Here is a 19,748-nt window from a genome sequence, read left to right on the forward strand (position 1 = left end):
CCGGGTCACTGGATCGTCAGCCGGACCGGGAGGTGGTCGGAGCCGAGGTTCGGGCCCACCTCGGCACCCGTCGCCATGACGCCGGCACCGAGCAGCACGTGGTCGAGCTGAGCGACCGGCCGCTGCGCCGGCCAGGTCCGCCCGCGCACCGCCGGCCGGTACCCGCGGGCCAGGTAGACCGTCGGCCGGCACATGTTCAGGTCCCCGGCGATCAGCGTGGGCACCCGCGACGAGCGCAGGCCCGCGAGCAGGCGTCGCAGCTGTGCCGGCCCGTGCAGCAGCCGGTGGGTCAGGTGCACGTTGACCACGCGCAGGCCGGGCAGTTCGATCACCTGCGCCGAGCGGGCGCCGACCACGTCCCCGGGTGCCGTCCCGATTCCGATGGCGGTGGTGCTGACCCAGGGGACGCGGCTCATCACCGCCAGGCCCCACGCGCCGACCTCGTCGGGCGCGGCGCCGTCGACGACGTCGAGGTCGGCGAGCGGCGCGTCCGGCACCATGTCCAGCTCGGCGAAGCAGGGATACCCGCAGTCGGCCGCGGCGGAGGCGGCGAGGCTCTCGGTGCCCCGCGCCCGCCAGTTCTCCTGCACGACGATGACGTCGGTGTCCAGCGCGGCGACGGCCGCCTTGACCGAGTACGGCGCGCCGCGGTGATCCAGCCCGCAGTGCAGATTGAGGCTGGCGAGACTGAGAACCATGGCCGCCTTCCGATCGGTCTGTGATCTTACGTCAGGGATAGCCGGGCGAACTCTAGGAAATCCCCTGATCGGCTGAGCGCAGGCTGGGTTTAGAGGACCGGTCGGCGAAGGGCGTGTTGTGGGTTTGCTCCGACTCCTGCGCGCCCGTGTCACCACCTACCGAGGCGCCCTGCTGCTGCTCGTCCTGTTGCAGGTCGCGCAGACCGCCGCCCTGCTGGCGCTGCCGGCGCTGAGCGCCGATGTGATCGACAACGGGGTCATGGCCGGCGACCGGGACCGCATCGTGTCCACCGGCCTGATCATGGTGGCGACCGCGGTGCTGCAGGCCACGCTCAGCGTCGTCGCCGTGTGGCGGGGCACGCGGTTCGCCACCGCGGTGGGCAGCGACCTGCGCGCGGCGGTGTTCCGCCGCACCCACGACCTGTCCGTGCACCAGGCGGCCCGGTTCGGCACCTCCTCGCTGGTCACCCGCACGGTCAACGACGTGCAGCAGGTGCAGGAGCTGATCCTGACCACCCTGAACGTCGCACTCGCCGCACCGTTCGTCTGCGCCGGCGCCACGCTGTTGGCGATGCGCTCCGACGTGCCGCTGGCCTGGCTCATCACGCTGATCGTGCCGGCCGTGTCGGTCACCGCGACGATCATCCTGGCCCGGATGAGCCCGCTGTACGCCAGGATGCAGGCCGGCCTGGACGGCATCGGGCAGGTGCTGCGCGAGCAGATCACCGGCGTGCGGGTGGTCCGGGCATTCGTCCGCGACGCGCACGAGCGGCGGCGGTTCGCCCTGCACAACGCCGCGTTGCTCGACGTGCAGCTGCGCGTCGGCCGGCTCACCGCGGCGATGTTCCCGGCCGTGCTGCTCGTGATGAACCTGTTCACCGTGGCCCTGCTCTACGCGGGCGCCGTCCGCATCGACGACGGCCGGGTGGAGGTCGGCACCCTGAACGCATTCCTCGGCTACCAGGCGCTGATCCTGATGGCCACCGTCGCCGCGATGCTGGTCTTCCTCAACGTGCCCCGCGCCGGCGCCTCGGCCCGCCGGATCGTCGAGGTGCTGGACAGCGAGCCGGGCGTGTCACCGCCGGCCGAGCCGCGCCCGCCCGGCGACGCCCGGCTGCTGGAGATCCGCTCCGCGCGTTTCGGCTACCCGGGCGCGGAGCGGCCGATCCTGGACGGGATCGACCTGGTGGCCGGCCCGGGCGAGACGGTCGCCGTGGTCGGCAGCACGGGCGCCGGCAAGACAACACTGCTGAACCTGGCCGTACGCCTGCTCGACGTCTCCGCCGGCGCGATCCGGGTGAACGGCGTCGACGTGCGCGAACTGAGTCCCGGCGCGCTGAGCCGTCTCGTCGGTCTGGTACCGCAGACGCCGTACCTGTTCTCCGGCACGGTCGCCACCAACCTGCGCTTCGGCAACCCGGCCGCCACCGACGCCGAGCTGTGGCGGGCGCTGGAGGTGGCGCAGGCCCGCGAGTTCGTCGAGGCCATGCCGGGCGGCCTGCACGCGCCGCTGTCGCAGGGCGGCACTAACGTCTCCGGCGGCCAGCGGCAACGCCTGGCCATCGCCCGCACCGTGGCGCGCCGCCCGCAGATCTATCTGTTCGACGACTGCTTCTCCGCGCTCGACGCGGCGACCGACGCCGCGGTCCGCTCCGCGCTGGAGGTATGCACGGCCGGCGCGATCGTGCTGGTGGTGGCGCAGCGGATCAGCTCCGTCCGGCACGCGCACCGCATCCTGGTGCTGGACCGCGGCCGCCTGGTCGGCGCCGGCACCCACGACGAGTTGCTGGCGCGCAACGACACGTACCGGGAGATCGCCGCCTCTCAGCTCGAGCCGCAGGCCGCGCGGTGACGACCGCCGGGACCGCTTCTGGCGGCCGGCACCGGGCGCCGCCGACCGGCGCCGCCCAGGTGTTCGGGCTGCTGGCCCCGTACCGTGGCCGGATCGCCGTGATGGTGTCGCTGGGCGTGACCGGGGTGCTCCTGAACGCCGCCGGGCCGCTGCTGCTCGGCCGGGTCACCGACCTGATCTTCACCGGCGCGGTGAGCCGTCGCATGGACTTCGCGGCGATCCGCCGCCTGCTGGCGCTCGCCGTGATCCTGTACCTGGTCGCGTCCGCGGCCAAGCTCGCGCAGGATCGGATGGCCGCCCGGGTGGTACAGCTCGCCGTGGCCGAACTGCGCGAACGCGTACAGGAAAAGCTGTCCCGGCTGCCGCTCGCGTACTTCGACCGCAACCAGCGCGGCGACCTGATCAGCCGGGTCACCAACGACGCGGACAACGTGCAGCGGACCCTCCAGCAGGCGCTGAGCCAGCTGGTCACCGCGCCGTTCGCGGTGTTGGTCGTGTCGGTGCTGATGTTCTTCGTCTCCCCGCTGCTCGCCGTCGTCGTGCTGGCCGGCGTGCCGGTCTCCGGCCTGATCGTGTCCAGGCTGGTGATGAGGTCGCAGCCCATGTTCGGCCGGCAGTGGGCGGCGACCGGCGTGCTGTCGGCGCACGTCGAGGAGGCGTACAGCGGGCATTCCCTGATCAAGGTTTTCGACCGGCGCGAGGACGCCGAGCGGGCCTTCGACGCGGACAACGAGGTGCTGCGCGAGGTGAGCTTCCGGGCGAACCTCATCTCCGCGGCGATCGAGCCGGCGATGATGTTCGTCAGCAACCTCAACTACGTCGCGATCACCGCCGTCGGGGCGCTCCGGGTCGCGACCGGCAGCCTGACGCTCGGCGACGTGCAGGCGTTCGTGCAGTACTCCGGCCAGTTCGGTCAGCCGATCGGTCAGCTCGCCAACGCCTCCGGCCAGCTGCAGTCCGGGGTTGCGTCCGCCGGGCGCATCTTCGAGCTGCTCCGCGCCGACGAGCAGCGTCCGGAACCCGCCGACCCGGTGCGCCTGGGCCGCGTGCGGGGCCGCATCGAGTTCCGGGACGTCTCCTTCCGGTATGTGCCGGAGCGGCGCCTGATCGAGAACCTGTCCCTGGTCGTCGAGCCGGGCAGCACGGTCGCGGTGGTCGGCCCGACGGGAGCCGGCAAGAGCACGCTCGGCAACCTGCTGATGCGCTTCTACGACGTGGACGGTGGCCGGATCCTGCTCGACGGGACCGACATCACCGAGATGACCCGGGAGGACCTGCGCTCGTGCACCGGCATGGTGCCGCAGGACGCGTGGGTGTTCGCCGGCACGATCGCCGACAACATCGCATACGGCAGGGAGGGCGCCACCCGCGAGGACGTGGTCGACGCGGCGCGGGCCACCGGCCTGGATCCCTTCATCCGCACCCTGCCGGGGGGCTACGACACGATTCTCGACGAGGACGCCTCCGGCATCAGCGCCGGCGAGCGGCAACTGATCACACTCGCCCGTGCGTTCCTCGCCGACCCGGTCCTGCTGCTGCTCGACGAGGCCACCAGCCTGGTCGACACCCGCACCGAGCAGTTGGTCCAGCGGGGCATGGCCGCACTGCGCGCCGGTCGGACCACATTCGTCATCGCGCACCGCCTCTCCACAATCCGGCACGCGGATGCCATCGTCGTGATGCGGGACGGCCGGATCGCCGAGCAGGGCGGACACGACGAGCTGATCCGCTCCGGCGGCGCGTACGCGAACCTGGTCCGGTCGCAGAACCCCCACCCGGCCGGCCGCTCAGCGATGGCGGGTTCGGCCGCATCCGCACCCGGAGTTGCAGACCCACCCCGATACCCTGACCGTGATGTCGCATAGTCGATGGTCGGACCCGGGTGTTGAGCACCACAGCATGCTTCCCGGTGCTCAACATCGTCGATCAGCAGGGCATTGGTGAGCGCGTCTGATGACGTGTGTTGCTACCGCCAGATTCCCTGTTCGCGCGATGTCGTTCCCACCACCGCGTCTTTGCCCGATGTCAGCCCTAAAGCGCTGGCGGGCCTCAAGTTCAACAGTGCCCTGTCAGCGAGACCGGCGACAGCCACACTGGCGGCTCGGCTCGCAGATCTCCCTAATGCGCACGCTGTACTCCACGAACCAACAACCTTCGTATACCTCCAGCGGTAGGCACACGATCGTGCGCTTCACGCTGGGTAGGTCAGTTGTGGCTTTCGAGGTCGTGGAGGAGGTTCTCGATCAAGGAACAGCGACACGTCCTCGTCGCTACCCTTGCAGGCCGCGATGCCTTCCAACTTCAGCTTTAGCGGCTGGTCCGGGTTAGTTGCGGCAAATGGGGACGGGATCAGTATGGAATCCGGGATGTCCCGCAGGACCTTTCCTGCGTCCAGCGGCCAACGACCGCGGTCGAGCTGCCGGTCGATGTTGTCGAACGTCGGCCAGTTTCCAGTCCCCCGGTAGCTGTCGTACACAGCCTGAACAAGGCGCTGCTGGTCGCGCTCAAGACGAACCCGGTCGTCAGCCACCACGCCTCCCCGTCGACTACCACACACGACCTGTAGCCGCCTCGCCAACTGGGCGGGTCGTGTCGCAAAGGTAGAGCGACGCAGGCTTATCCGTTAGCGTGCCGCGCCGGAGAACGGGATGCCAAGCCGATTACGCCGCGACAGCAAGATCATGCCTGTCGCCACTGCCCCGCCCTCCATGACCTCGTTCCGGGCCCGAAGTCGGACCGCCCCTGAGGCCTGCCGTCTGCGGCTACTTAGCACGTGAACTGGTCAAACAACCCAGTATCGGGTTGCCGGGGACGGTGGTCGTGTGGTTCGCATGGTGCAACGTCCGGCCCACCGGTTCGAGCCCCGTCGGGTCCACCGGTTCGAGCCGACATTCACATTGATCCCATTCGGGCAAGCTGCTGGCGGGTTTGCAGCGGGCCGAGGATGAGGTTGTTCGCAGAGTTGCTGATCCGGGGCTTGTGGTTCGCCTTCACACCGGAGAGGTCACTTCGCCCACGAATGGCACAAGGCCGGCGGTAACACCGGCGACCTGATGCTGCTGCTCGGCTGGTGGTCGGAGGACATGCCGCGGCACTAACGGTGCCAGCGCCGCCGCGGAGCGGGCGCAGGAACTGCAGACCCAGCTCGGCATCGGCGAGAACGTCTGACGTGATGTGGCCCGGGCCGGCTGAGGCTCAGCCGGCCCGGGCCGGGATCACCGTCTGGTGCGATCGGCAAGGGATCGAGCTATCGCGTGACCAGGAACAGGGCCATGGGCAGGTGCGTGCCCATGAGGCATGCGATGTCGTCCCGAAGGGTTCGTCCGGGTTGTGGGTAATCCGGAGGACATCAGGTTGTGTAGGCGCGCAGGTTGCGCTGCAGCAGATACGTGTTGTGCAGCTGTCCCGGGTCGCCGAGCGAGCGGTAGATGCCCCACTTCGGACGCAGCCGGTCACCGAGCCAAAGGTCGATGCCGTCGCGGGTGGCATCGGCGAGGGTCCGGCCACCCTCGCGGCAGATGAAGCGGGCGCTGCCCTCGTCGCCGACGGTGAACGTCATGTCGATGGTGGCCCAGCGGTTCCAGATCTGCTCCAGCGGCACGTTGCCCAGTTCGCCGCCGGAGGCGAACGGCCGCCAGGTGAGGTACTCCGCATCGTCGTCGCGGCGCAGCCCGATGGTGGCGAGCGGGGCGCTGCCGTTGCCCGGCCGCTTGAGCTGGAAGATGTGGGTGAAGGTGCGGGTGCCGCGCAGGGTGTTCGGGATGAACAGGTCGTAGGTGATCCGCCAGGTCTCGCCGTTGCCCAACGACAGGATCCTTCCATCGGCGCGCATGCCCTTGACCTCGTTGCGCTGCCGGTCGTCGCCGTCGCGGTCCCGGGTGTGCATGTCGAAACGGTAGGCGTCGCCTTGCACGTAGATGTGTCTGGTGCCGGGGTGAGATTGGCTGCGGTCGTCCTCCACCCCCTCGAACGCCGAGAGGCCTTCGCGGCGCGGATCGGGGCTCCATACCAGTTTCGTAGGCGTGGCCGCCGTGGTGCCGGCGTGGGCCGGCCCGCGGGTGAGCAGGACGGGTCCTGCGACGGCGGCCGCCGCGAGAGATCCGAGGACGGCCCGTCGGGTGTGACCGCGGGGCGCGGTGGAATCGATCACGGTCTTCTCCTTTCGGTCGATGCGGCGCACCCGTGGCGGTGCGGGCCCCGCCTGGGGTGCGCCGGCCAGGTTGGCCAGAGGTCTTGCGATTGGCCCGTGAGGGAGGGGCGCGACGCCCATCGATGTGGCGTACGCGCTGGGTGACGGCGGCCGCTGCCGGCATTGCCGCATCCGGGTGCCGGGTAGGTTCGATGGCCGGCGGGTGGACGAGGGCCGCGACGGCTGTCGGTGCAGCCGGCGTGCGCGGGCGCCCGCTGGCCCTGTTCGCACAGCTCGGGGCCGATGGGCAGGCCCGGTCGAAGGAATGCTTTGAACCGTCAGCCGATGTGGTAGGGGTCGCCGTAGACGGCGAAGTCGAGCGGGGTGTTCAGGTCGAGGTTGCCGTTGCGCAGGAACACCCGCTGGGCGGTCTCGATGCGGCTGACGTCCTCGTGCGCCGCCTCCTTCTTCATCTCGACGACCCGCTCGTCCAGGAAGACGTTGAGCCACCTGGTCTCGTCGCCGCCCTGGGCGGGCGGCTTCGCCCTGCGCAGCGCGCGGCTGCGGATCGACTCCATGCCCTCGTACCCGTGCACGACGGCCGCGTCGTAGTACGCGAACTGGCCGAGCGCGCGCACTCCGTCGGACTTGCCCTTCGCCACGGACGGGTTGAAGTACACCCGGTCGCGCTCGGCCTCCTGGGCGGCGCGGAACGCCGGGTCCTGGGCGGCGCGGCGCCAGTCGCGGGGGTAGTTCGGGTCGAGCCCGGCGTGCGAGTCGGAGCCGTTCACCCTGCGCAGCGCGGGCAGGTACCGGGCCAGGACGTTGGACGGTGTGGTGCGCGTGTACGCCTCGACGAGTTCCAGCATGTCGCCGGTGCCGGAGCAGAAGCCGATGATGCCGGCGGTGTAGCCGCGGCCGTCGTCGATGTCCTCAATGTAGGAGAACTGGGCGCGCCAGTCGAGTGAGGAGTTCTCGGCGGCCGAGACGATCTGCATCGCGACCTCCTTCTTCGCCGGGTCGTCCAGGTTCTTGCGGGCCGGGGCGGCCGCGACAAGGGCCCCGGTACCGGCGCGCGGCTGGGTCGCGGCGTCGGCGGGCATGAGGCCGTACACGATGGAGGCGCCGGGGATGAGCAGGCCGGCGGCGAGGTAGGCCGTCGTGCGACGGCGGCGGGGGGTGCCGTGGTTGTTCATGTGAGCTCCTTGGGGGTGGGGGATTACCCGCGCAGGTTCGGCATGAAGAGGGACTGAGGGCTGCCGATGGGCGGTGACTGGCGACGCTACAACAGTTAAGTAGGTTTATCAATGATTGGCAAAGTGTTTAATTAATCGACGCCGGTTGGTACTCTGCCGCGCGGTTCGTACCGATTCGTTCATCGATCGAGACCTTGACAGCCCTGTCGACCCGGCCTATCGTCCGAACTAATTGTTAGTTAGTTTGCCAATTAGTCGAGGAGCTCTTGTGCCGCGTCTTGCCGGTTCGTCGAAGCTGCTGCGTGCCATGAACGAGAGCGCGGCACTGGCCCACCTGCTCGAATCCGGCACCCTGACCCGCGCCGACCTGCGCAGGCTGACGCGGCTCAGCACACCGACCATCTCCGAGGCGCTGCGGCGGCTCACCGAGTCGGGGCTGGTCAGCGTGGTCGGGCACAACAGGGGGCGGCCCGGCCCCAACGCCGAGCTGTACGCGGCCAACCCGGACGCGGCGTACGCGGCGGCGGTGTCGGTGCGTGACATCGGCCCCACCGACGCACCGTCCGTGGTGGCCGCCCTGTGTAATCTCACGGGCGCGATCCGCTCCCGCGTCGAGCTGCGGGTCGACTTCCTGCAGACCGATCCGAAGACCGCCGTGCTCGACGCGGTGGCCGTGCTACGCCGCGACAGCGGCGTGCCGGCCGACCGCATCCGGCACGTCCAGCTCGGTGTCGCCGGCTCGTACGACGTCCGGACCCAGACCATCCGGCACGTGGACGTGCCCGGCCTCGGGCGTACCGGCCTGGTGCCGGAGATCGCCGCGGCGCTGGACACCAGCATCGGAGTCGACAACGACGTCAACCTCGCCGCGGTCGCCGAACGCCGCCGCGGCGTGGCCCGCGACGCCGACGGCTTCGCCCTGCTCTGGCTCGGCCTCGAGGGCCTCGGCCTGGCCATCGACACCGGCGGGACACTGCTGCGCGGCGCCCGCGGCGGCGCGGGCGAGATCGGCTACATGCCCCTGTACGCCCCCGACTCCACCCACCGCAAGGTCGACCTGCAGGACCTGGTCGGCGGCGCGGCCGTGCTCGCCCTGGCCCAGGATCACGGCGTACCCGGACGTACCTCGCCCGAGGCGGTCCGCGCCGCGGCCGCGGACCCGCGGGCCGCGGGCGAGTTCCTGGCCCAGCTCGCCGACCGCATCGCGGTCGGCCTGGCCGCGGTGATCGCAGTGCTCGACCCGAGCCTCGTGGTGCTCGCCGGCCCGGTCGCGCAGGCCGGCGGGCGCACCCTGCTGGCCGCCGTCGAGAGCGCCCTCCACCGGGCCGCACCGCTTGAGAGCGCCGTCGCGGTCACCACCATCGACGACGACGCGGTGCTGCTCGGCGCGCTCGACGCCGGCCTCATCGCGGTCCGCGAAGCCCTCATCGCGTCCATCCGCGACAACTGATCACCAACCCCTTACAGATCCCCGAGAGGACCCCTCATGAACACCCGGATACCGCGCGCCCTCTGCGCGCTGGGAACCGCCGGCGTACTGACCGTCGGGTGCACCCCCGCAGCCCAGGAAACCAAGATCGCCGAACCGGGCGCGGAGGTGTCCGGCACGGTCGAACTGTGGCACTTCTTCACCGAACGGGAGGCCGCCGCGATCGACACGGTGGTCAAGGAGTTCGAGGCCACCCACCCGAAGGTCAAGGTGACGATCAAGTCCGGCCAGGACGACTCCAAGGTCACCCAGGCCATCGGCGCGGGCAACGGCCCCGACATCGGCCTTTCGTACTCCACCGACATCGTCGGCAAATTCTGCTCCTCCGGGGCCTGGGTCGACCTCACCCCGTACCTGACCCGGGACAAGGTGGACCTGTCCGGCCTCAACCCCACCACCCGGGAGTACACCGAGTACGGCGGCAAGCGGTGCGCGATGCCGTTCCTCGCCGACGCCTACGGGATGTTCTACAACAAGGAGCTGTTCGCGAGGACGGGCATCGCCGGGCCACCGAAGACCCTGGACGAGCTCGCCGCCGCCGCCAAGAAGCTGACCGTACGCAACCCCGACGGCTCCCTGAAGCGGGTCGGTTTCCTGCCGCTCTTCGACTTCTACGAGAACGCCCCGAGCCATCTCGCCCCGGCCGTCGGCGCAACGTGGCTCACCGCCGACGGCAAGTCGGCCATCGGCGCCGACCCGGCCTGGAAGACGCTGCTGACCTGGCAGAAGAGCCTCGTCGACTGGTACGGCTACGAGAACCTGCAGAAGTTCCGGGCCGGGCTGGGTGACGAGTTCAGCGCGGACAACGCGTTCCAGAAGGGCCAGGTGGCGATCAACGTCGACGCCGAGTACCGGCTCGCGTTCCTCGCCGACCAGGCGCCCGAGCTCAGCTACGGGGTGGCCCCGCTGCCCACCACCGACCCGGCCCGCTACGGCGGCGGCTACGTCACCGGCAACATCGTCGGCATCTCGAAGAACGCCAAGAACCCCGAGGCGGCCTGGGCACTGATCAAGTACCTGACCACCGACGACAAGACGATCGTCAAGCTGGCCAACGCGCTGCGCAACCTGCCCACCACGACCGCGGCGACGGCCGACCCGGCGCTGAAGGTGGACCCGGCGTTCAAGACGTTCCTGGACATCTTCGCCAACCCGAACTCCTCCACCACCCCGCCGGCACAGTCCGGGCCGGCGTACCAGGAGACCTTCCAGACGTTCCTCACCGGCTGGCAGGCGGGCAAGGTCTCCGACCTTGACGCCGGGCTGGCCGAGGCCGACAAGCAGGTCAACAGCGTCATGACCCTGGGCGGCTGACGATGAGCGCCCGGCCCCTGGCGATCCGAATCCGGCGGCACGCCACCACGCTGTCGTTCCTGGCCCCGGCCCTGATCGGCATCGTGGTGTTCTTCGGCTACCCGCTGGTGTCCGCGGTGTACTTCTCCTTCACGAAGTTCGACCTGCTGTCCACGCCGCAGTGGGTGGGGCTGGCGAACTACCGGCGGATGGCCGACGACCCGTTCCTGCTCCAGTCCGTGCGCAACACGCTGTGGATGGTGGCGGTGTTCGTCCCGGTCCGCATCGTCAGCGCGATCGGCCTGGCGGTGCTGCTCACCCAGCTCAAGCGCGGCGCCGGCTTCTTCCGGACGATCTTCTTCTTGCCCTCGCTGGCCCCGCCGGTGGCCGCCACCATCGCGTTCGTCTACCTGCTCAAGCCCGGCACCGGGCCGGTGAACACCGCGCTGGCACACCTGGGCATCGACGGGCCGCTGTGGTTCAGCTCGCCGGAATGGGCCAAGCCGTCGCTGGTGCTGCTCGGTCTCTGGGGCATCGGCGACCTGATGGTCATCTTCCTGGCCGGAGTGCTCGGCGTGCCCACCAGCCTGTACGAGGCCGCCGCGCTGGACGGCGCGAACGCCTGGCACCGCTTCCGGTACGTGACCCTGCCGACGATCCGTCCGGTGATCCTGTTCGCCGCGGTGACCGGCGTCATCTACACGCTGCAGTACTTCGACCAGGCCGCGGTGGCGGGCTCGATCGCCAGCGGGCAGGCCACCACGGGCGGCGGCATCTCCCAGTCTTTCGGCTTCCCGGAAGGGTCCACGTTCACCTACCCGCTGTGGCTGTACACGGTCGGGTTCCGTTACCACGCGCTCGGCTACGCCAACGCCCTGGCCGTGGCGCTGTTCGCGGTGGCGTTCGCGGTCACCGTGATCCTGCTGCGCCGCGCCAAGGCGTTCTCCGGGGAGGAGACATCGTGACCGCCGTACTCGAAACGCCGCCCACGGTGGTGCAATCGCCGTCCGCCGCGCGGCGGGCCCGGCGGCAGAACCGGCTGGCCTGGATCGGCCGGCACAGCATCGCCATCGCCCTGGCCGTCATGTTCCTGACCCCGGTGGTCTACCTGGTGCTGATCTCGCTGATGACCAGCGAACAGGCACTGACCAGCGACTATTGGCCCAACTCCTGGCATCCCGAGAACTACGTGCGGGTCTTCGAGGTCACCCCGCTGCCGCGCTACCTGCTCAACACCATGCTGTACGCGCTCACCGCCACCGCGTTCATGCTGCTGTCCAGCGTCCCGGCCGCGTACGCCCTGGCCAAGCTGCGCTTCCGCGGCCGCAACCTGCTCTTCCTGGTCATCATCTGCGTGATGATGCTGCCGCCGCAGGTGGTGACCGTCCCGCTGTACCTGATGTGGGCCCGGAACGGGCTCACCGGCTCGCTGTGGCCGCTGGTCATCCCGACGCTGTTCGGCGACGCCTTCGCCATCTTCCTGCTGCGCCAGTTCCTGCTCACGATTCCGCAGGAGTACCTGGACGCGGCGAAGGTGGACGGCTGCGGCGAATGGCGGACCCTCATCCGGGTCGTGCTGCCTATGGCTCGCCCCGGCATCGCGGCCGCCGGGCTGTTCCAGTTCTTCTACTGCTGGAACGACTACTACGGCCCGCTGCTCTACACCAGCGAGAACGAGCAAGCATGGACCCTGTCGCTCGGGCTCGCATCGTTCCACAGTGTCCATCACGTCGACTGGAACCTGGTCATCGCGGCCACCGTGCTGACCATGGCGCCGATCATCGTCGTGTTCTTCTTCGCCCAGCGCGCGTTCGTGCAGGGTGTCACGCTCACGGGAGTCAAGGGATGAGGATCGCTGTCGTCGGCGGCGCATCGACGTACACGCCCGAGCTGGTTGACGGGTTCGCCCGGCTGCGCGACAGCGGGCTGCGGGTCGACGAGCTGGTGCTCATCGACCCCGCCGCGGAACGGTTGGAGATCGTCGCAGGGTTCGCGGCGCGCATCCTCGCCGCGTACGGCCACCCCGGCCGGGTCACCTGGACGACCGACCTGGACGCCGGGGTCACCGACGCCGACGCGGTGCTCATCCAGCTGCGGGTGGGCGGTCAGGCGGCCCGGATCAGCGACGAGACGTTCCCGCTCGACTGCGGCTGCGTCGGGCAGGAGACCACGGGGGCGGGCGGGCTCGCCAAGGCTCTGCGTACGGTGCCGGTCGTCCTCGACGTCGCCGCGCGGATCCGGGAGCGGGCCCGCCCGGGCGCGTGGATCGTCGACTTCACCAACCCGGTCGGCATCGTCACCCGGGCGCTGCTCGATGCGGGCCACCGCGCCGTCGGGCTGTGCAACGTGGCGATCGGCTTCCAGCGTCGCTTTGCCGGATACCTCGGTGTCGACCCGGCCGCGGTGGTGCTCGACCACGTCGGCCTCAACCACCTGACCTGGGAGCGGGCCGCGTACGTGGACGGCGTCGACCGGCTCCCCGAACTCCTCGACGCGCACCGCGCCGAGCTGGCCGCCGAGGTGGAGATCGACGAGCCGGTGCTGGCCGCGCTGGGCTGCGTCCCGTCGTACTACCTCTCCTACTACTACGGCCACGACCGCGTGGTGCGCGCCGCACGCGGCGCATCGACCCGCGGCGCGCGGGTCGCGCAGATCGAGGCGAGGTTGCTGGACATGTACCGCGACCCGGCGCTGACCGCCAAGCCCGCCCTGCTCGGCGAGCGCGGCGGCGCGTACTACTCCGAGGCCGCGGTCGGGCTCATCGCCGCCCTGCACGGCCTGGACCAGGACGGGGTCCACTCGGTCAACGTCCGCAACGACGGCACCCTGCCAAACCTGTCGGCCAACGCGGTCATCGAGGTCTCCGCCCGGGTCGGCACCGACGGCCCGGCACCGCTGCGGGTCCGGCCGGTCGCGCCCGACCAGGCCGGACTCATCGCCCACGTCTCCGGGTACGAGGAACTGGCGCTGGACGCGGCGCTGCGCGGCGGCCGGCACCGGGTGTACCGCGCCCTGCTCGCGAATCCCCTGGTGGGCCAGCACGACCTAGCCGACCGACTCACCGACAAGCTCCTCGCCGCCGGGGGCGAGCACCTGGCCTGGGCCCGATGACGGCACTGCTGCTCGCCGTCGACGGCGGCAACTCCAAGACGGACGTCGTGCTCGGCACCGCCGACGGGCGGGTGCTCGGCTTCGCCCGCGGCGGCACCTCGTCTCCCCACACGCTCGGCCTGCCCGGCGCCGTGCGGGTCCTCGACTCCCTGATCGCGCAGGCCCGAACCCGGGCCGGAGTGCCCGCCGGTACCCCGGTCGACCTGGCGGGCGTCTACGTGGCCGGGGCAGACCTGCCGATCGAGGTGGACCAGCTGCGGGCCGCGGCCGCCGACCGCGGCTGGGCCCGCCGGTACGTGGTCGACAACGACTGCTTCGCCCTGCTGCGGGCCGGCACCTCCAGCCCGGACGCTGTCGCCGTGGTGTGCGGCGCGGGCAACAACTGCGTGGGACGCTCCGCCGACGGCCGGACCACCCGCTTCCCCTCCCTCGGACCGATCTCCGGCGACTGGGGTGGCGGACACGACCTCGCGGAGCACACCCTGCGGTACGCCGCCCGCGGCGAGGACGGACGGGGCGAGCCGACCGGGCTCACCGACGCCGTGGCCCGGCATTTCGGGCGACCCACGGTGCAGGGCGTCAGCATCGCCCTGCACTTCGGCGAGCTGCCACACAGTGCGGTGTACGAGCTGACCCCGGTGCTGTTCGAGGTTGCCGCCGCGGGCGATCTTGTGGCGCTGCGGCTGGTGCGGCGGCAGGCCGACGAGATCCTCGCCCAGCACCGGGTCGCCGCGGCCCGCCTCGGCCTGACGGACGCGCCACATGCGCTCGTGTTGGGCGGCGGGGTGCTCCGGGCCCGGCACCCCGTGCTGCACCAGCGCATCGTGGCGGGCGCCGCGACTCAGGCACCTCGGGCCGAGGTCGGCGTGGTGACCGACCCCCCGGTCGCCGGTGCCGCGCTGCTGGCACTGGACGCCCTGACCGGCGGCCCGACCCCGGAGCGGATCGAGCACGCCGTCCGCGCCGCGGTACGCGACGCCGCGGGCCCGCTCCCGGCGGCGTCCGGGGTCTCCGAGCACGCGCTGCGGTGACCGGATCGGCGGGTGGCCCGGACATCGAACCGGGCCATCCACCGACCTCAGCCGGTCGGGAAGTCGTCGGCGGTGCGGTCGCGGTCGCGGACCCAGACGCCGGCGGGCTTGAGGCGGCTCGTGCCCGGGTACGGGCCGGCGCCGCACGTGCCGGCGGTGAAGACGGCGCCGGAGCGCAAGTCGTCGCTGTAGTTCCAGTTGGTCCAGCTGATCTTCTTGGTGGCCATCAGGTCCAGGTACGCCTGGGCCCGGGTGAAGTTGTTCGGGCCGTCGCCGGACGCCTGCTGGGTGCCGAACTCGGTGACGAACAACGGGATCCGGTCCGCCGCCCTGGACAGCGCGTCGAGCTAGCCGCTGCCGTGCGACGCGGCATAGAAGTGGAACGTGTAGACGATGTTCGTGGCGTTGACCTGGTTGTCGACGACCTCGGTCTCGTCGGCGCCGTCAGAGACGCCGAGCGACGACCAGGCGCGGGCGCCGACGAGCACGACGGCCTCCGGGTCCTGCGCGCGGATGACCGGGATGATCTGCTCGGCGTAGCGCTTGATCGAGGGCCAGGAGACGCCGTTCGGTTCGTTCGCCACCTCGTACAGGATGTTGGTCCTGGCAGCGTGCCGCTGGGCGACGGCGGTGAAGGAGGTGCGGGCCCGGGCGAGATTCACGTGGGGGTCGCCGGGGGTGAGCATGTGCCAGACCACGGTCGCGGCCCTCACCCGGGTGCTGCTGAACCGTCAGCCATAGTTCGTTGGCCCAAGAGACAAATGAGACCCACCCGCATCCGGAGAGGGAGCTCGACCAATACCTAGAGGCACATTCGGTCGCGGGGCAGGCCTGTGAGGCGGATTCGGCAAGCTCAGCGGCTTCCGGTCGGAAGCGTGGGATCCTGAGGCAGACCGGGCCTTACGCGCTGGGAGGCGCGACCAGACCGACGGCGCCCGAGTTGTACCGACCTCGGCCCGGACGTGAGTCACCGCTGTGACCAGCGGTACGCGAGAGGCTGACGGGATTCTTGCCGGCACCGCGCCGCCGCACCGTAACCGCGGCGGGTTGGCTGCAGGGGCAGATACCCGGCGATCGGCAGCTGTGGCGGGGGGCTGCGATGAGGGAATGGCGGTGGCGGCGCGGCTGGGTTTTGGCGGTCTCGGTGCTGCTGGTCATCGCCTGGGCGGTCGCGGACCTGGCGACACCGTCGCAGTTGATGTTGTTCGGGGTGGTCGTGGTCGGGCCGGTGCTGGCGGCGGCGTCCGCGCGCCCCTGGTCGGTGGCCGCCGTCGGGGCCTTCGCGCTGCTGTTGGCGTGGGCCACCTCGTCATGGCAGGGGCTGTCCGGGAGCACCGACCAGGTGTTGCGGCTCTGGGTGATCGCCGGGATGAGCGTGCTGAGCATCGTCGTCGCCCACAATCAGCAGGTCCTGGAGCGCCGCGGCCACCGGGCGGCCGAGAACCTGTCGACGCTCGCCGGCTTCGTGCAGTCGACCGAGGATGCGATCATCACCAGTGACCTGAACGGCACGATCACCAGCTGGAACGACAGTGCGACGCGCCTCTATGGCTGGACGGCGCCGGAGATGATCGGACGCAACATCTCCATGCTGCTCACACCGCAGGGAGCAGCGCGGCTGCCGGTGAATCTGGCCCGGGTCGCCGAGGGCCATCCCGTCGGCATGCTGGAGACCCAACGGCTGTGCAAGGACGGCACCGTCCTCGACATCTCGTCGAGCGTCTCACCGGTGCGTGACGAGCACGGCACCGTGGTGGGTGTCGCCGGGATAGAGCGTGACATCACCGCCCGCAAAAGCGCCGAACGGCAACGCCAGCAGATCCTCGAGCGTTCCGCCCGTGCGGAGCGCCTGGAGAGCCTCGGCCAGCTCGCCGGCGGTATCGCGCACGACTTCAACAACTTGCTCGCGATCAACCTCAACTATCTCGACTTCGCCCTCGAGCAGATCACCGACCCGGACGTGCGCAACGATCTCCTGCGTGTCCGCGGCAGCGCCGAACGCGCCCGGGACCTGACCCGGCAGCTGCTGCTCTTTGCCCGCAAGGAATCCGCCAACGCGGAACTCATCGACCTCAACGCGGTCATCGAGGAGACCCGCGTCCTGCTCGGGCGCAGCATCGGCGCCCATATCGAACTGGTGGCGCATCTGGCCGAGGAGCCCGTCACCGTCTGGGCCGACCGCAGCCGCATGGAACAGATCCTGCTCAACCTTGTGATCAACGCCCGCGACGCGATGCCCGACGGCGGCGTCATCGCCATGGAAGCCGACCCGCTCGACGTCCCCGACGACCCGGCCCGGCAACCCCCGCTGCCCGCCGGCCCCTACGTCCGGCTCCGGGTCACCGACACCGGCACCGGCATCCCACCGGACGTCGCCGAACACATCTTCGAGCCCTTCTTCACCACCAAGGCCGAACAGCACGGCACCGGCCTAGGGCTGGCCACCGTGTACGGCATCGTCACCGACGCGGGCGGCTCCATCTCCCTCACGTCCGAGGTAGGGGTCGGCACTACCTTTCAGATCCTGCTGCCCCTGGCCACCTCAGACGAGCAGGCGCAAGCCGGTGCGACCGGGCCGTCGCCGCGCGGCGACGGCCGGCGCATCCTGCTGGTGGAGGACGACAGCGAGGTAGGCGAGGTCGCCGACCGTATCCTGGAACGCCACGGGTACCAGGTCACCATCGCCGGACACGGCCGCGAGGCCCTCGATCAACTCCACCGGCAGGCATTCGACCTACTGGCCACCGACGTCATCATGCCCGGGATGTCCGGCCCGCAACTCGTCGACGTGGTCCGCAGGGAGTACCCGACGCTGCCGGTACTGCTGATCTCCGGCTACACCGAGGACATAGCCAACGTGCACCGGCTACGCGCCGCCGGCATTCCGATGATCCACAAGCCGTTCACGGCCGAGGAACTGCTGCACGCCGTCTACCGGGGGGCCACCGACGCCAAAACCCAATCCGCCCACCACTGAGCGGGGAGGGTCGAGCGAACGCTCGTGCGGCTGGGCAGGCTCCCGGGTGTAGGGCCCGGTGGCGGCGTCCTACCGATTCACGCCGCGGTGGCGGACTGCTGGCGTGACGTGGCCGGCTCGGTGGCGAAGTCTGCGCGGGTCCGGGCCACCCGGGAGCGGATCGTGCCGACCGGGCAGTCGCATACCTCGACGGCCTCGGCGTACGACAATCCGAGGACTTGGGTGGCCACGAACGCCTCTCGCCGCTCCGGTGCGAGTGTGTCGATCAGTACCCGCAGGATCGTGCTGTCGTCGTGGCGATGCTCGAGCGTGGTGGGAATGGGAAGCGCGGTTGGTCGAGGCCGTGGTTGGGGTCAGAATGGCCCCGTGGATATCGACGTGGCGGGCAGGCTCGCTGCCGAGCGCGGCGTTGCGGGAGGCGGCCGCGGTTGGACGGGTTGTGGGCGTGTCTCGATCGCGGGTTTCGCCTGGTTCGGAGGCGAGCGTGGATGCCGCCCTCGTTTTCCCACCGCCGTGTCGCCGGTCAGCCGTCGCGGTGAGTAGGGCGACGGATTCGAGACACCGTGAGCCGGCGTCGGTGCCGGACGCGGTGTTTGATCCCGCGCGGCTTGCCGCGGTGCGGCGCACGGGGCTGCTCGACACGGGTCCGGATGAGCCGTTCGATCGTCTGGCCCGGCTCGCGGCGACACTGCTGGGTACACCTTTCGCGTTCGTGACGGTCGTCGACGACACCCGATCGTTCTGGAAGAGTTGCGTCGGCATCGACAGCTCCGATCCGGCGGCGCGGCAGCACACGGTGGAGCAGTCGTTCTGCCAGTACGTGATCGACGCCGACGCCGAGTTGATCGTCTCGGACGCGGCTGCTGATGAGCGCACCCGGTACAACCCGTCGATCGAGTTGATGGGTGTCGCCGCGTGGGCGGGATTTCCGGTGCGTTCGCCGGACGGGCACGTGCTGGGAACGTTCTGCGCGATCGATACGGTCGTGCGGGACTGGACACCCCACGACATCGAGATCCTGCATACGCTCTCGCACGCCGCGTCCGGGGAGATCGCGCTGCGCGATGCGCTGAAGGAGGCGAACGCGGCGACCGGGCGCGCCGAGGCGGCGACGAGCCTGGCGCAAGCAGCAGCAGGGCGGGCCGAGAGCGCTCTTGAACAGGCGGCGCTGCTGGCGCACACGTTGCAGGAGAGCCTGCTCCCGGATCGGCTACCGCCGATCCCCGGAGTCCAGGTCGCGGCCCGGTACCGCCGTGGCGCGGGCGGCGGCGAAGTCCTCGGTGACTTCTACGACGTGTTCCCGTCCACCAAGGGCCGGTGGGGCGCCGTCGTCGGCGACGTGTCCGGCAAAGGCCCGAAGGCCGCGAAGACCACGGCACTGGCCCGGTACACGCTGCGTGCCGCGGCGGTACGCTGCTCGACCGCCAGCCGCAACCTCTCCACCCTCAACACCGCACTGCTGGAGTGGTACAGCGACGACAGTCAGTACCTGACTGCCGTCTACGCCACCGTCCGCCCGACCGAGATCGGCGTGCACGTGCAGGTCAGCTGCGGCGGTCACGACCCGGCTCTGGTCCGCCGGGCCGACGGCCGGGTCGAAACCGTCGGCCGGCACGGGCTGATCCTCGGCTGGCAGACCACACCCCGGCTCCGGGATCAACGCACCGTGCTGCACCCCGGCGACAGCCTGCTGCTCTACACCGACGGCGTCACCGAGGCCCGCCGCCCTGGCGACCGGGAGATGTTCGGTATCGATCGGCTGCATCAGTTGCTCGCCGAAACGCCTGCGGACAGCGCCGACGGCCTGGCTGCCGCGGTCGAGGCCGCCGTGCTGCATTTCAGTGGCCAGCGCACCAGCGATGACACCGCGATCCTCGCCCTGTACGTCGCGGGAGGTCACCGCAACTGACCATGCGCGGCGGGCCCCGAGAACCGCACGCCGATCGCCTTGGACAGCTCGTCACTGATGACT

Annotated in this window: 14 protein-coding genes and 2 pseudogenes; 10 read left to right on the plus strand and 6 right to left on the minus strand. The window is 70.4% G+C overall.

Annotated elements, in window-relative coordinates; genetic code table 11:
* Positions 1–5 precede the first annotated feature (5 nt).
* On the minus strand, positions 6–698 hold the full coding sequence (locus BJ971_RS10080) for an endonuclease/exonuclease/phosphatase family protein (RefSeq protein ID WP_184991872.1): 693 nt from the start codon (positions 696–698) through the stop codon (positions 6–8).
* Positions 699–816: 118 nt separating this feature from the next.
* Here BJ971_RS10080 and BJ971_RS10085 point away from each other — a divergent pair, with 118 nt between their 5' ends.
* Both BJ971_RS10085 and BJ971_RS10090 read left to right on the plus strand, forming a co-directional pair.
* On the plus strand, positions 817–2,550 hold the full coding sequence (locus BJ971_RS10085; protein ID WP_184991874.1) for an ABC transporter ATP-binding protein: 1,734 nt from the start codon (positions 817–819) through the stop codon (positions 2,548–2,550).
* Complete coding sequence (locus tag BJ971_RS10090; RefSeq protein ID WP_239087802.1) at positions 2,547–4,415, plus strand: ABC transporter ATP-binding protein; 1,869 nt, start codon at positions 2,547–2,549, stop codon at positions 4,413–4,415. Before BJ971_RS10085 ends, BJ971_RS10090 begins: the two co-directional genes overlap by 4 nt.
* Positions 4,416–4,741: 326 nt before the next feature.
* On the opposite strand, the gene BJ971_RS10095 is transcribed toward BJ971_RS10090, so the two are convergent.
* From BJ971_RS10095 to BJ971_RS10105, 3 genes are all read right to left on the minus strand, one after another.
* A complete protein-coding gene (locus BJ971_RS10095; protein WP_184991876.1) occupies positions 4,742–5,080 on the minus strand; it encodes a hypothetical protein in 339 nt (112 codons plus the stop codon).
* 819 nt (positions 5,081–5,899) lie between these two features.
* A complete protein-coding gene (locus BJ971_RS10100; RefSeq protein ID WP_203709654.1) occupies positions 5,900–6,700 on the minus strand; it encodes a hypothetical protein in 801 nt (266 codons plus the stop codon).
* Between the two features lie 317 nt (positions 6,701–7,017).
* On the minus strand, positions 7,018–7,875 hold the full coding sequence (locus tag BJ971_RS10105; RefSeq protein ID WP_239087801.1) for a chitosanase: 858 nt from the start codon (positions 7,873–7,875) through the stop codon (positions 7,018–7,020).
* A 268-nt stretch (positions 7,876–8,143) separates the two neighbouring features.
* On the opposite strand from BJ971_RS10105, the gene BJ971_RS10110 reads away from it, so the two are divergent.
* Genes BJ971_RS10110 through BJ971_RS10135 form a run of 6 tightly spaced genes read left to right on the plus strand, consistent with a single transcriptional unit; the run spans position 8,144 to position 14,799 of the window.
* Positions 8,144–9,325 carry an ROK family transcriptional regulator gene (locus tag BJ971_RS10110; RefSeq protein WP_184991880.1) on the plus strand — a complete coding sequence of 394 codons (1,182 nt, stop codon included), beginning with the start codon at positions 8,144–8,146 and terminating at the stop codon, positions 9,323–9,325.
* 36 nt (positions 9,326–9,361) lie between these two features.
* Positions 9,362–10,678: an ABC transporter substrate-binding protein gene (locus tag BJ971_RS10115; protein WP_184991882.1), complete on the plus strand. Its 1,317-nt coding sequence runs from the start codon at positions 9,362–9,364 to the stop codon at positions 10,676–10,678.
* Between the two features lie 2 nt (positions 10,679–10,680).
* Positions 10,681–11,622, plus strand: coding sequence for a carbohydrate ABC transporter permease (locus BJ971_RS10120; protein ID WP_184991884.1), 942 nt, complete (start codon positions 10,681–10,683; stop codon positions 11,620–11,622).
* Positions 11,619–12,506: a carbohydrate ABC transporter permease gene (locus BJ971_RS10125; protein WP_239087800.1), complete on the plus strand. Its 888-nt coding sequence runs from the start codon at positions 11,619–11,621 to the stop codon at positions 12,504–12,506. Before BJ971_RS10120 ends, BJ971_RS10125 begins: the two co-directional genes overlap by 4 nt.
* The gene (locus tag BJ971_RS10130; RefSeq protein WP_184991887.1) at positions 12,503–13,768 is read left to right on the plus strand and encodes a family 4 glycosyl hydrolase; all 1,266 of its coding nucleotides are present in this window, start codon (positions 12,503–12,505) and stop codon (positions 13,766–13,768) included. Before BJ971_RS10125 ends, BJ971_RS10130 begins: the two co-directional genes overlap by 4 nt.
* On the plus strand, positions 13,765–14,799 hold the full coding sequence (locus tag BJ971_RS10135; protein WP_184991889.1) for an N-acetylglucosamine kinase: 1,035 nt from the start codon (positions 13,765–13,767) through the stop codon (positions 14,797–14,799). Before BJ971_RS10130 ends, BJ971_RS10135 begins: the two co-directional genes overlap by 4 nt.
* Before the next feature lie 47 nt (positions 14,800–14,846).
* Here the strand turns inward: BJ971_RS10135 and BJ971_RS10140 are convergent.
* Positions 14,847–15,503: pseudogene (locus BJ971_RS10140) on the minus strand (glycoside hydrolase family 5 protein); the annotation flags it as partial.
* A gap of 440 nt (positions 15,504–15,943) precedes the next feature.
* On the opposite strand from BJ971_RS10140, the gene BJ971_RS10145 reads away from it, so the two are divergent.
* Positions 15,944–17,776 (plus strand): PAS domain S-box protein, encoded by a 1,833-nt coding sequence (locus BJ971_RS10145; RefSeq protein ID WP_184991891.1) that lies wholly within the window; start codon positions 15,944–15,946, stop codon positions 17,774–17,776.
* 77 nt (positions 17,777–17,853) lie between these two features.
* Here BJ971_RS10145 and BJ971_RS10150 read toward each other — a convergent pair.
* Positions 17,854–18,060 (minus strand): annotated as a pseudogene (locus tag BJ971_RS10150) (sigma factor-like helix-turn-helix DNA-binding protein); the annotation flags it as partial.
* Positions 18,061–18,260: 200 nt separating this feature from the next.
* On the opposite strand from BJ971_RS10150, the gene BJ971_RS10155 reads away from it, so the two are divergent.
* Entirely contained in the window at positions 18,261–19,685 is a 1,425-nt protein-coding gene (locus BJ971_RS10155) for a PP2C family protein-serine/threonine phosphatase (protein ID WP_203709653.1), read from the plus strand.
* The last annotated feature ends 63 nt before the right edge of the window (positions 19,686–19,748 follow it).

Origin of the sequence: Amorphoplanes digitatis (assembly GCF_014205335.1) — a bacterium.
Lineage (GTDB): Bacteria > Actinomycetota > Actinomycetes > Mycobacteriales > Micromonosporaceae > Actinoplanes > Actinoplanes digitatus.

Coding starts and splice junctions, on each gene's coding strand:
- BJ971_RS10080 (WP_184991872.1), bottom strand. CDS start 698: ATGGTTCTCAGTCTCGCCAGCCTCAATCTGCACTGCGGGCTGGATCAC.
- BJ971_RS10105 (WP_239087801.1), bottom strand. CDS start 7,875: ATGAACAACCACGGCACCCCCCGCCGCCGTCGCACGACGGCCTACCTC.
- BJ971_RS10115 (WP_184991882.1), top strand. CDS start 9,362: ATGAACACCCGGATACCGCGCGCCCTCTGCGCGCTGGGAACCGCCGGC.
- BJ971_RS10120 (WP_184991884.1), top strand. CDS start 10,681: ATGAGCGCCCGGCCCCTGGCGATCCGAATCCGGCGGCACGCCACCACG.
- BJ971_RS10130 (WP_184991887.1), top strand. CDS start 12,503: ATGAGGATCGCTGTCGTCGGCGGCGCATCGACGTACACGCCCGAGCTG.
- BJ971_RS10135 (WP_184991889.1), top strand. CDS start 13,765: ATGACGGCACTGCTGCTCGCCGTCGACGGCGGCAACTCCAAGACGGAC.